Genomic DNA, 11,899 nt, shown 5'->3' on the forward strand with positions numbered 1-11,899 from the left:
CTTCATCGTACTGCTGCTTATCTTCATCAACTGGTTTGGCAAAAAACCGATTTTTGCCCGCATTCCAACGGGTTTATTACTGCTGATTGCTGGTACTGCGCTGGCGTGGGTTTCTGGCCTGCAAAGTCCGGAAGCCATCAAAGCATCGATGTCATCATTCGGCTTTAACCCACCGTCGATTCATGTTGATAGCTTCCTGCAAGGATTGCCGCACGCGTTGCCTTATCTGGCGTCGGCGGTTCCGTTGGGGCTGGCGAACTACATTTTTGACCTGGAAAACATCGAGAGCGCCCACGCGGCAGGTGATGAATATAACACCCGCAAAGTGATGCTGACCAACGGCCTGGCCTCCACGCTTGGCTGCCTGATGGGGAATCCGTTCCCGGTCACGGTATACGTCGGCCATGCTGGCTGGAAAGCGATGGGTGCGAGCATTGGCTATACGCTGGCGTCCGGTGTGACGATGTTTATCGTGCCGTTGTTTGGCCTCGGCGCGTTCATGCTCGCCATTATTCCGATGACCGCGATTGTACCGATTCTGGTGTTTATCGGCGTAGTGACCGCCAACCAGGTGGTGCGCGAAACGCCGAAAATAGAGGTACCGGTTATCTTCATCTGCCTGTTCCCGTGGATAGCCAACTGGGCGCTGACCATGGTGAATAGCGTGATGGCGGCGGCAGGGACGTCGGCGGCGAAAATCGGCTTTGAGACCCTGGCGCATAAAGGCGTGTTTTATCAAGGCCTGGTACATTTGGGCAACGGCGCACCGCTCGCCAGTATGTTGTGGGGTTGCGTGGCTATCTTCGCCATTATCAACAAGCCGTTACGCGGCGCAATTGCGGCAGCCGTCGGCGCATTGCTGGCGTTGTTTGGTGTGATTCACGCACCGATTGTCGGCTTTGCACAGGGCAGTTCGCTGATGTTTGTCACCGCATATTTGATGATGGGTGCAATGTTTGTGGTGAAGCATGTGCTGGACAGGCGTGAAGCGGCGTCTGAGGTTGCGACCTCCGTTTAATACTCCCCCTCACCCTAGCCTCTCCCCTGGAGAGGGAATTGTCCGGTTTTCTCCCTCTCCAGGGGGAGAGGGCCGGGGTGAGGGCGTCCGTACCCTAAAGGATAAAAATAATGAAACAACTCGTGGTAGTGGCGATTGGCGGCAACAGCATCATCAAAGACAATGCCAGCCAGTCGGTTGAACATCAGCAAATTGCCGTCAAAGAAGTCGCGCAAACCGTGCTGGAAATGCTCTCATCGGACTACGATATTGTGCTGACCCACGGCAATGGCCCGCAGGTGGGGCTGGATCTGCGCCGCGCAGAGATTGCCCATGAGAAAGAAGGCTTGCCGCTCACGCCGCTGGCTAACTGCGTGGCGGATACCCAAGGCGGCATCGGCTATTTGATTCAGCAAGCGTTGAATAACCAGTTGGGGAAACACGGCGACAAGAAAGCGGTCACCGTGATCACTCAGGTGGAAGTCGATCCCAATGATCCTAATTTCACTCATCCAACCAAACCAATTGGCGCGTTCTTTAGCGAACCGCAGTGCGAAGCGCTGAAAGTTGCGCATCCTGACTGGCAATTTGTGGAGGATTCCGGGCGCGGATACCGTCGCGTGGTGGCGTCACCGGAACCGCTGCGTATTGTCGAAGCGGATGCCATCAGTGCGCTGATTAAACAAGGATTTGTGGTGATTGGTGCGGGCGGCGGCGGTATTCCGGTGATTCGCACCGCACAGGGCGATTACCAGAGCGTGGATGCAGTCATCGACAAAGATCTCTCTACGGCACTGCTGGCACGCGAAGTGAAGGCTGACATCTTAGTCATCACCACCGGTGTTGCGAAAGTGTGCATTAACTTCGGCAAACCGGAACAGCGCGCTTTGGATGAAGTGACGGTTGAGCAGATGGCGCGTTTTAGCGAAGAAGGGCATTTCCCTCCGGGAAGTATGCTACCGAAAATTACCGCAAGCCTGGCGTTCCTGCGCAATGGCGGCAAACGGGTGATTATCACCACCCCTGAAAAATTACCCGCAGCTCTGCGTGGCGAAACCGGGACTCATATTGTTAATGCTTAATAGCGGGAGAATTCGATGAATAATGCAGAAAAAAGTCGTCGTGAATTTTTAAGCGGCAGCGGCAAAGTTGCCGCCGCCTGCGCACTCTTTGGCGCGACGGGCTCCATGGCGTATGCTGCAAAACCAGCATCCACAACCTGTGAGACGGGCAATCGCATGAGCGCCATTAAAGAATCGCACTATTACCTCGACAACGTTCTGCTGGAAGCCGGGTTCCGCCGCGACGGGCAGAATGTGGTGGGCACCGAAACTGAGCTAAAAACACTCGAAATCAAAGACGGCGTTATTGCGGCATTGCTCGCAAATAAACAGCACCCGGACGCCACGCTTGCGCACTATGACGCTTCGGGAAAATTGCTGCTGCCTGCGATGCGCGACATGCATATTCACCTTGATAAGACCTTTTACGGCGGCCCGTGGCGTGTGCATAACCGCCCGGCGGGCACCACCATCCTCGATATGATTGCCCTTGAGCAAAAACTGCTGCCGGAACTGCAACCGGTCACTCAGGAACGGGCAGAAAAGCTGATTGATTTGATTCAGTCGAAAGGCTCGACCATTGCGCGTAGCCATTGCAACGTCGAGCCGGTTTCCGGGTTAAAGAACCTGGAGAATCTGCAAGCGGTTCTGGAGCGTCGCAAAGCGGGCTTTAGTTGTGAAATTGTCGCATTCCCGCAACACGGTCTGCTGCACTCTGACTCGGTGCAGCTGATGCGTGACGCAATGCAAGCGGGCGCGCACTACGTTGGCGGGCTTGACCCGACCAACGTCGACGGCGCGATGGAAAAATCGTTAGATACCATGTTCCAGATAGCCATCGACTACAAAAAAGGCGTTGATATTCACCTGCATGAAACCAGCCCTGCGGGCATTGCGGCGGTGAAATACATGGTGGAAACGGTCGAGAAAACCCCGGAGCTGAAAGGCAAGCTGACCATCAGCCATGCGTTTGCACTGGCGGTGATGAACGAACAAGAAGTGGATGCAATTGCCACGCGCATGGCCGCACAGCAAATCACCATCGCTTCAACGGTGCCGATTGGCACTATGCACATGCCGCTCAAGCAGTTACAAGAAAAGGGCGTGTTTGTGATGACCGGCACTGACAGCGTTATCGACCACTGGTCGCCGTATGGCCTGGGCGACATGCTGGAAAAAGCCAACCTGTATGCACAGCTCTATACGCGCGTGAGTGAAGTGAATCTTTCCCGTTCACTGGCGATTGCCACCGGCAACGTGCTGCCGCTTAACGACAAGGGCGAACGCGTGTGGCCGAAAGCGCAAGATGAAGCCAGCTTCGTGTTAGTGGACGCCTCGTGTTCCGCTGAAGCCGTCGCACGTATCTCGCCACGCACCGCCACTTTCCATAAAGGCAATTTGGTGTGGGGTGAGCTTAGCGTGTAATTTTGTCGGATGACGCTGGCGCTTATCCAACCTACCCCAGAATGGGGTTTGTAGGGTGGATAAGCGCCCGTTCTGTCTGATAATTAACTCCTCCAGAACGTCCTCGAGAACAAAATCAGCACCGGGTAAATCTCAAGTCGGCCCAATAACATCGCGGCGCACATCAAATATTTAGCGCTATCGCTTAGCGTCCCAAAACCTGCTGCGGTCTCGCCAAAACCTAATCCCATATTGTTAATACAGGCCGCAACAGTGGCGAAAGAGGTTAACAGGTCATATCCCTGTAAGTTGAGCATCCAAATAAAGAAGCAGGTGCACACCACATAAAGGAAGAAAAAGCTCCAGACCGAGCGCAATACCCGGTCATTCACCGGTGAGTTCCCGACACGAATACTCATAATGGCGCGCGGGTGTGCCAGTTGATGGACTTCATGGCGGCTTTGCTTAAATAGCACCAGGAAACGCAGCGCTTTAATCCCACCGCAGGTTGACCCCACACAGCCGCCAAAAAAACTGGCTGACAACAGCAAAACGATGGTGTGTACCGGCCAGGACGCATAATCCGCCGTCGCCAGGCCGTTGTCGGTAATCATCGAACTGGTGAGGAAAAAGGCGTGTACGAAGGACGCAGGCAAGGAGTACATACCTGCTCGCCACACTTCCAGGGTAATAATCAGAATGACAATACTGGCGATCATCAGGAAGAATCGCAGCTCAGCACTCTTGATAAATGGGGTAATGCTGCGGCGGGATAGCGCCACAAAATAGAGCGTAAAGTTTATCGCCGAAAGTAACGAAAACCCGCCAGCAACCAGTTCAATGGCGTAGCTGTTGTAGAAACCAATACTGTCTGTTTGGGTCGAGAATCCGCCAAGTGACACGGTAGAAAGGCCGTGACAAAGCGAATCAAATAAAGGCATTCCCGCCAGCCAGAAGGCAAGGGTACAAGTACCGCCCAATAGCAAGTAAGTCAGCCACAGGCTTTTCGCGGTATCAGCAAGGCGAGGGGTGAGGCGTTCTTCTTTAAATGGTCCAGGCATTTCGGACTGATAAAGTTTCATCCCCCCAATACCGAGCAGCGGCAGCACCGCAACGGCCAGCACGATAACCCCTAAACCGCCAACGAAATTGAGCTGTGCGCGATAATAGAGAATCGATTTTGGCAAACTTGAGACATCGTGAAAAACAGAGGCTCCGGTGGTGGTAATCCCCGAAACACCTTCAAAGATGGCATCGGCAAGCGACACATTGTAGCTGTCATCAAGCCATAGCGGCATTGCACTGATAAGAGAAAAAAGCAGCCAAAACAACACGATGATGATAAATCCATCACGTGTTTCGAGCTGTATATTTGTGCGCCCGGTTAATCCCCAGCCAATGCTTCCCAGCGTAAAAGTGATGATAAACGTATAAAGAAAACCAAACAGGCTGCGATCTTTCTCAATCAATGCCAGCAACATGGGGGGAATCATGGTCAAACTGTAGAGCACCACCAAAAAAGCGCAGAGGTGGATCACAATTCTAAAACGGGTTGATATATACATCAGATAAACCCAAATACCTGTGTTATTCAGGTATATCAATCAGGTACGGATGGCAAAGTATAGGGTATTTTGGGGGAATCTGGCGACAAAGCAGATTCGGAAGTTTGAAATGAATGGCTAACGAGAGCATTCGTATGGTTGTTTATTGTGCAGAAGGGCTGGAGTGGGACAGAATGAGCAACACGGTGGTTGCCCATTCTTAATTAGCTGAAGCGGTGATTACTTCTTGTTATACACGTCCGCAGTACCGTGAATTTTATTCTCGGTGTCCGCAGAGGTGACAACATAGAACTTGCCGCCCAGAGCATCCGCTTTCTTAGACAACTCGTCTTTAGCGTCGCTCGGTGACATTTCACCACTGGTGGTGATTGTCCCGACTTTCACATACTGATCTTTGTGGTCGTTATAAGCTTCTTTCGTCAGCAACTCTGCTGAAACTGCACCGAATGATACTGCACCCAAAGTTAATGCTACCAAAATACCCTTAGCTATCTTCATGAAAAACCTCATCTTTGATAATGGTAGATAGACTCTTGATAGCTCCCGTTGCAGGTTTGCCTGCAGCGTTGTCTATTTAGAGTAAAAAATGCAATCCCTACCCTAAGACTATGGTCGAGGATTTCGTATTTCGCCACCCCGAAAAGCGGATATTTTGGTGTAAAAATAGAAACCTACAATCATTTATGCTGGTCTTGTCGGGTGTTGCTAGCGCTAGCGCGACCTGCGAAGAGCAGTTATAGGGAGGATGAGCGTCAGCAGCATTAGAATGCACTTTTTAAAGTTTCCAGAAGAATATGTTCATCAGCAACCTGCGGCAGTGCATTAGATTTACTGTAGAGTTGGCGAGCCAATGTTTATTGTTGGCACCATGAAAATTCCTAAATAATAAATTTATTTTAATCCAGATAATTAATGTTTAATTAAAAATAAAAAACAAATTGCATTGTTATGTGCTACTGGTGGTAATTTTAATTACCCTGCTAATGGAATGAGGTAAGTAATTCTATTGTTTGAGTTTGCCTGGTTGATGCCACGTTTTATCTATCCTTAAGGCAAATTTATTAGCTATTACATGCCATATAACGCTTATGTATGTTGGGCGGTAAATGCTATTGGGTTAATTCTTTAGGAGTATTTTTATCGGATTTGAGAGTATTACAACTGCTTACATAACACATACCATTAAACAAGTGGTTACATACAGGATTTAACGCTGCATTATTGTTTTAAGTCTCGTTGTTAATGCTGCTGGGAAATGAAAATACGATTATATTGAATGGTTTTTTATCTTTGTTATTAGATATTAAACTGTTCATTCATCCTTGCTGCTCCATTCTTTGCAAGAATGCCTGATTGTTCTATCATGGAAATAGTGGAATGAATTCAATCATTATTGAGTTGATTCTTATTACTGTAATAACACTTACCTATTTTATTGCAATACCAGTTATCGGCTGGCCTGCCTTTATTGTGTCCGGCCAGGATAACTACGTGGTCACTATTAATTGGAATAACCTCATCATGGAAAATAACGAACTATCCACCGTCGTCGAAAAAAGACTGGTTGCCAGATTTCTGGATATGTTCATCAAGCTCGGTCTTATCCTGGCACTAGGTTCCTTCTGTTTTACTATCATTTCACCTTTCATGAATATGTTGCTGTGGGCGCTAATTTTGGCGGTCACGCTGTATCCGCTGCATCAGCGTTTTGCAGCTCGAATGGGGGAAAAACAAGGCAGGGCTGCAACGGTACTGGTATTACTGGGCGTGTTGTTGATCGTGGCACCAACCGTTGCCATGGTCAGCTCTTTGGGTGATAGCGTAAGTAGCGTTGTGGATAAAGCCACCAGCGATAGCCTGGTTATCCCGGCACCTTCCGCTGACGTCGCTTCTATTCCTGTGGTCGGTGGCAAAGTTCACGCATTGTGGAGCAAAGCCTCGACGGATTTACCTGGCCTTATCAACAACTATCGCCCGCAGTTAGGGGATATCACCAAGCAGGTTGTTGGTGTGCTGGCTAGTATGGGTGGTGGGTTAATCGGTTTTGTCTTCTCCTTCATCGTGGCCGGTATCATGATGGCCTGGGGTGCGCCGGGTGCAAGGAGTGCTGAACGCATTGCTATGCGTATCACCGATGAACGCCGCGGCATGGCATTGACCAAACTGTGTACCAGTACCATTCGTGCCGTTGCGATGGGGGTTATTGGTGTGGCCTTCATTCAGGCATTGCTGGCAGGTGTCGTGATGGCGATTGCCGGTATTCCTGCAGTGGGGATCTTCTTTGTCCTGGCGCTTATTCTGGGTATCGCACAGGTTCCTGTCATCCTGGTGACGGCTCCGGCTATCGCCATTATGTGGATGACCGGCGATAACGGTACGGTGATGAATATCATCTTCTCCGTGCTGCTGGTGATTGCGGGTATGGCAGATAACGTGCTCAAACCATTATTGCTGGGACGCGGTGTAGATGCGCCGATGCCAGTGGTGCTGTTGGGTGCGTTGGGAGGCATGGCAGCCAGTGGGATCCTCGGCATGTTCGTTGGTGCGACCTTGCTGTCCATTGGTTATCGTATCTTTATGGCCTGGGTCAACCAGGGTCCAGATGGCGCGGCGGTGAGCGGAACAGATGCTCGATGATTGTCGCTTTGGGCGCTCCCTGTTAGCAGGGGGCGCCTGCCTGGTCTTATCCGCGTGTACTGTTTTGGGGCCTGATTATAAAACCCCACAGGTTCCGGAAATGAACCAATGGCAACCTACAACTAAAGGCATGTCTTCCAGGACATCCTCGCAGAACTACGACCAGTGGTGGATCCAACTCAACGATCCGACGCTGACGGCGCTGATTAACGAAGCTTTACGCAAGAACCCTGACGTGAAAATCGCCGGGCTGCGGCTGTTAGAATCCCGCGCCCAATTAGGGATTGCCGAGAGCTTACTTGGCCCGCAGGCGACCATTGGTACTGGCGAGGTGATTACTGGCGGCCAGCGTCGTGATAACCGCTACATTTCCAGCACCACCTATGGCGCAGGTTTCAACTTGGGCTGGGAAATCGATTTTTGGGGTAAGTTCCAGCGCGGCGTTGAATCTGCCGATGCGAGCTACTTCGCAACCCTTGCGCAGTACGATGACATTCAAGTGCTGATGGCCGCACAGGTGGCACAGATTTATGTGAACATCCGTACGCTTGAAGCGCGGTTAGATATCACGCAGAGCAACGCCAAAATTCAGCGGCGTAGCCTCGAGATAACCGAAAAGCTATTCCTCAGCGGTAACAGTGCCGAGCTGGATGTGCAACAAGCGAAAACTCAATACTTGTCGACTCTTTCCAGCATTCCGCAACTTGAAACTAGCCTGCGTCAAAGCCAGAACGCCTTGAGCGTATTGCTGGCGCGCAAACCAGGCCCGCTACCAGAAATGGCGACCAACACTGGCGAGCTGCCGCAAGGCAATCTGGCGCTGGTTTCCGAACTACCTGCCGACTTGTTACGCCGTCGTCCTGATGTGCGGGTTGCCGAAAATCAACTGGCTGCGCAGTCGGCGCTAATCGGTGTGGCAGAAAGCGAACTTTATCCTTCCATTTCGCTTATCGGTAGTGTCGGGATTAACGGGCGTAATGGCGACAGCAGCACGCTGTCCTGGGCTGCGGGGCCAACGTTCAGCTGGAACCTGCTGGACCAGGGGCGGCTGGGCAACCAGGTACTGGTGCAAGATGCCCGCTTCCTGCAACTGCACGAACGCTATCGCGATACCGTATTCCAGGCCGCGCGTGAAGTTGACGATGCCGCCGTCGCCTATGCCAATGACAAAGATGAAATCGAGTTGCTGACCCAAACGGGGGAGGCGGCGAACCGTTCTCTGGATATCGCCAATACGCAATATCGTGAGGGGATGGCCGACTTCCAGCGCGTGCTGGATTCGCAAAGAGCCTTGTTCAATCAACAGGAACGTCTGGTGAACAGCCGGGGTGCTCTGATGCGTGATCTGATCACCCTCTACAAAGCACTGGGTGGCGGTTGGGAAAAAGGGCGTCAGCGTCCATTGGTTGACTCAGCCACAGACGCCCACTTACGTGAGCGTGATGACTGGGTTCCTCTGCTTGATGCCCCTCTGCCTGCAGCAACTGATTCTAAAGAAGGTAAACAGCAATGACCGAACCCTCATCCCCGGCGGGAAAAGCCAGTCGTCGCGGAGTCTTCACTCTGCTCGGCGTGATCGTTTTACTGCTTTGCTGGTATTTAGCGGCGGACAGGCTCACGCCCTATACCTCGCAGGCCAGAATTCAGGCGTTTGTGATCCCAATCTCTGCCGAGGTTTCCGGCCAGATCCAGAAAGTGTATGTGAAGGACAACCAGCGGGTGGCACCAGGCGATCCGCTGTTTGAACTTGATCCTGAGCCTTACGACATCGCGCTGGCAAAAGCGCGCTCGGACTATGAAACCGTGCTCAGTTCGGTCAAGGCTAACAATGAAACGATTGCCGCCGCCAAAGCGGGTTTGCAAGCGGCGACAGCGGCTTATCAGAATGCTGCCAAAGATGCTGAGCGCCAGGAACGACTGTACCGCGAAGACCCCGGCACGATTTCAGTGCGCCGTCTTGAAGTCGCACAAGCCACTCGTGAAACCGCGCGTAGCCAGATGGCGGCTGCGGCTGCCGATTTACGCCGTGCCACTGAAGCCGCAGGTATTGCCGGTGAAAACAACTCACAACTTCTGAGTGCTCGCTCTGCGGTGCGCAAAGCCGAGTTGGATCGCAAAAATACCGTAGTCATTGCCACCAACCCAGGCCTGGTGACAGATCTGCGCACTGACATCGGCCAGTTCCTTGGTGCAGGTGCACCAGTGATGACGCTGGTGGCGATTAACGATGTCTGGATTAGCGCCGACATGACGGAGAACAACATTGGCAATGTGAAGCCGGGTGCTGAAGTGGCGATCCTGCTCGACAGTATGCCAGGGCATATCTTCAAAGGGCAGGTACGCAGTATCGGTTATGGCGTTAGTGCGGCGCAAAGCCAGCCTGCGGGCGTGCTGCCAACTGTCGACAATAACCGCGATTGGTTGCGTCAGGCGCAGCGTTTCCCGGTGAAGATTGCCTTCTCTAAAGATGACCTGCCACCGGTTGAAGGTTTGCGGGTGGGTGGGCAAGTCGATGTGCTGGTGTACGCCAATGGCAGTGGCCTGATGAGCTTCTTAGGTAGCATCTACATACGGTTTATGAGCCTCTTCTCGTATATCTACTAAGGTGCTGCACCATGCATAACGGAGATCGCGCGGTACTGAGAATTAGCAGCGGAACCGCCGTTGCGGCGCTGGTCTGTTATGGGCTGGCGCTACCGATGCCCCATCTTGGGGTCATCATGGCGTGGATTGTGCTGTGCCAGGGCAAACCGTTACCGATCAAAAAGGGGATTGTCGTTGGCGTGGTGCTAATGGCGACCATGATTGGTGGGGTATTGATGGTGCCTTTGCTGACGCACTATCCGATGCCTGCACTGCTGTTCACTGCCTTGCTGCTTTATCTGCTGATGCTGATGGGGCTGGCGGGAAAAGGCACGCAGGCAATGTTACTGACTACCGCACTTACCGTCATTCCGATAGCCGGTCTGATTGAACAGTCGCTAGCCATTGGCATAGCCCAGATGATGGGGCTGGGCATCATCATTGGCACCGTGGTAAACCGCTTTGCGCTGGCACTCTTTCCGCCGCATCCCACTCCGGCTGCGGCTGCGAAAGTGGTGCTGCCTCCTGAGTCGCCACACCAGTTGGCCTTTCGCGCGGTGCTGATTGTCATGCCCGTCTGGCTTCTGGCCCTGAGCAATCCTGCTTTCTATATCCCGGCAGTCATGAAAACCGTGATGCTGGCACAGCAAACCAACACGCTGTCCGCCAAACAGGTGGGGAGAGAGTTGGTGTTTTCGACTCTGATGGGGGCGGTGTTGGCGGTGGTGTTGTGGTTCGGGCTGAGTATTTGGCCATCGCTGTTGATGTTGGTGCTTTGGCTGGCGCTGGTCAGCCTGTGGGTTGCACGCCGCATGGTGCGGCTGGTGGCTAACCGGTTCACGCCATCTTTCTGGAGTAACGCCTGGATAACCTGTCTCATCCTGTTTGGCCCGGCCATTCAGGATAGCGCTTCCGGCAAAGATGTCTGGCTGGCATCGGCCATGCGTTGTTCTTTGTATGTTGCGGTTGCCCTCTACGGTTGGGCATGTGTTGTGATTCTTGAGCGCTGGCACCCGAGTGGCCGGCCTGCGATGGAAGCCACCCCTGGAGATTAATATGTTACTGGTTTTACTGACCGGGATGCCTGTCATCCTGCTGAATATGTTGTTGCAGTCGTGGGTGTCTATCGGTTGTATTCGCTTTTATATCAAACACTTTCACCAGCGCGAGGGGATGGTGGCTGGGGTGCTGGCGCTGTTCGGCATCATTATGATTGTCCTGATCGGCAACCTGCTGCAAATCATGCTCTGGGGAATATTGTTCCTGTGGCTGGGGGAGTTTTCCACCCTGCAAGAAGCCGTTTACCATTCGGGCGTTAACTTCGCCACGCTGGGATATGGTGACATCGTGATGAGCGCGGAATGGAAGTTGTTAGGCCCACTGGAAGCGGTAAATGGTGCGCTGATGATTGGTTTGTCTGGTGCCAGTATGTTGGCGGTTTTACAGCATCATATTCGCAAGCAATTTGGGCACTCTGCATAATTTAATTATCGACGTTTCGCTTTGAAAAACAATATCGATGAAGAGAACATCTTCATCGATATCTGCAATAAAACCCCCGCTTCCTCACCCCTTATTTATTGAAATTATAACGATTAATTGAATGTCGAGTTTCATACCTTTTTTTTGTGTAACTCATTGATATTTATTGT

At 52.1% G+C, this 11,899-nt stretch carries 10 protein-coding genes; 8 read left to right on the top strand and 2 right to left on the bottom strand.

The window, feature by feature from the left end; all coding sequences use genetic code 11:
- The 3 genes from MES37_RS21200 to MES37_RS21210 all read left to right on the top strand — a co-directional run.
- Positions 1 to 1,018: xanthine permease (locus MES37_RS21200; RefSeq protein ID WP_237932593.1), on the top strand; the 1,018-nt coding region annotated here is incomplete at its 5' end.
- A 110-nt stretch (positions 1,019 to 1,128) separates the two neighbouring features.
- Positions 1,129 to 2,079, top strand: coding sequence for a carbamate kinase family protein (locus MES37_RS21205; RefSeq protein ID WP_237932594.1), 951 nt, complete (start codon positions 1,129 to 1,131; stop codon positions 2,077 to 2,079).
- 15 nt (positions 2,080 to 2,094) lie between these two features.
- On the top strand, positions 2,095 to 3,483 hold the full coding sequence (locus tag MES37_RS21210) for an amidohydrolase family protein (RefSeq protein WP_237932595.1): 1,389 nt from the start codon (positions 2,095 to 2,097) through the stop codon (positions 3,481 to 3,483).
- Between the two features lie 83 nt (positions 3,484 to 3,566).
- Here the strand turns inward: MES37_RS21210 and MES37_RS21215 are convergent, their stop codons facing one another.
- Both MES37_RS21215 and yahO read right to left on the bottom strand, forming a co-directional pair.
- Complete coding sequence (locus MES37_RS21215; protein ID WP_064548851.1) at positions 3,567 to 5,027, bottom strand: TrkH family potassium uptake protein; 1,461 nt, start codon at positions 5,025 to 5,027, stop codon at positions 3,567 to 3,569.
- Between the two features lie 219 nt (positions 5,028 to 5,246).
- Positions 5,247 to 5,525 carry a DUF1471 family periplasmic protein YahO gene (yahO, locus tag MES37_RS21220; RefSeq protein WP_064549020.1) on the bottom strand — a complete coding sequence of 93 codons (279 nt, stop codon included), beginning with the start codon at positions 5,523 to 5,525 and terminating at the stop codon, positions 5,247 to 5,249.
- A 1,023-nt stretch (positions 5,526 to 6,548) separates the two neighbouring features.
- On the opposite strand from yahO, the gene MES37_RS21225 reads away from it, so the two are divergent.
- Genes MES37_RS21225 through MES37_RS21245 form a run of 5 tightly spaced genes read left to right on the top strand, consistent with a single transcriptional unit; the run spans position 6,549 to position 11,729 of the window.
- Entirely contained in the window at positions 6,549 to 7,664 is a 1,116-nt protein-coding gene (locus tag MES37_RS21225) for an AI-2E family transporter (protein WP_064549019.1), read from the top strand.
- Positions 7,654 to 9,177, top strand: coding sequence for an efflux transporter outer membrane subunit (locus tag MES37_RS21230; RefSeq protein ID WP_064548849.1), 1,524 nt, complete (start codon positions 7,654 to 7,656; stop codon positions 9,175 to 9,177). Before MES37_RS21225 ends, MES37_RS21230 begins: the two co-directional genes overlap by 11 nt.
- The gene (locus MES37_RS21235; RefSeq protein ID WP_064548847.1) at positions 9,174 to 10,268 is read left to right on the top strand and encodes an HlyD family secretion protein; all 1,095 of its coding nucleotides are present in this window, start codon (positions 9,174 to 9,176) and stop codon (positions 10,266 to 10,268) included. Before MES37_RS21230 ends, MES37_RS21235 begins: the two co-directional genes overlap by 4 nt.
- Positions 10,269 to 10,279: 11 nt before the next feature.
- A complete protein-coding gene (locus MES37_RS21240) occupies positions 10,280 to 11,302 on the top strand; it encodes a DUF2955 domain-containing protein (RefSeq protein WP_237932596.1) in 1,023 nt (340 codons plus the stop codon).
- A 1-nt stretch (position 11,303) separates the two neighbouring features.
- Positions 11,304 to 11,729: an ion channel gene (locus tag MES37_RS21245; protein WP_237932597.1), complete on the top strand. Its 426-nt coding sequence runs from the start codon at positions 11,304 to 11,306 to the stop codon at positions 11,727 to 11,729.
- The last annotated feature ends 170 nt before the right edge of the window (positions 11,730 to 11,899 follow it).

Origin of the sequence: Buttiauxella sp. S19-1, assembly GCF_022134725.1 — a bacterium.
GTDB lineage: Bacteria > Pseudomonadota > Gammaproteobacteria > Enterobacterales > Enterobacteriaceae > Buttiauxella > Buttiauxella ferragutiae.